This window comes from Marinovum sp. 2_MG-2023 (assembly GCF_030548265.1).
GTDB lineage: Bacteria > Pseudomonadota > Alphaproteobacteria > Rhodobacterales > Rhodobacteraceae > Marinovum.
This window is the reverse complement of sequence record NZ_JAUOSD010000084.1, coordinates 1-540: the sequence shown is the minus strand read 5'-3', so window position 1 is coordinate 540 and position 540 is coordinate 1. Positions and strand designations below refer to the sequence as shown.

At 57.4% G+C, this 540-nt stretch carries 1 protein-coding gene; it reads left to right on the top strand.

The window, feature by feature from the left end:
* On the top strand, positions 1-487 hold a 487-nt coding region (locus Q4577_RS23700), incomplete at its 5' end, for an IS6 family transposase (RefSeq protein WP_303567674.1).
* Between the last annotated feature and the right edge of the window lie 53 nt (positions 488-540).

Sequence of the window (540 nt, the reverse complement as noted above, 5' to 3'; positions counted from 1 at the left end):
TGCAGACAAATGGCATCTAGACGAAGTCGTCGTTCCGATCAACGGCGTGAAGCAGTGGTTATGGCGTGCGGTGGATGCGAACGGGGACGTGCTGGATATCCTTGTGCAGCCGCGCCGAAACGCCAAAGCTGCCAAGCGTTTCCTTACTCGGCTGATTGCTCGCTTTGGCAAACCGCGTGTCGTCGTGACGGACAAGTTGCGGAGTTACATCAAACCGGTCCGGACCCTCGCGCCAGAAGCGGATCATCGGGCACACAAAGGGCTCAACAACCGCATCGAGGGTTCGCATCGACCGACCCGCAAACGAGAGAAGGTCATGGGACGGTTCAAATCGATCCGACAGACGCAAAGGTTCCTCGCGGCCCACGATCAAATCAACACCATGTTCAAACCCCGACGCTACCGCCTCTCCACCGTCTCATACCGCCAAGCAAGGTCCGATGCTTTCGACCTGTGGCACGATTATGCGTTCGAAATGACCGCCTGAGAAAATCACCCCTGGGGACCGTCACAGGTCAATGCCGTCAAGTTGGCAATGCC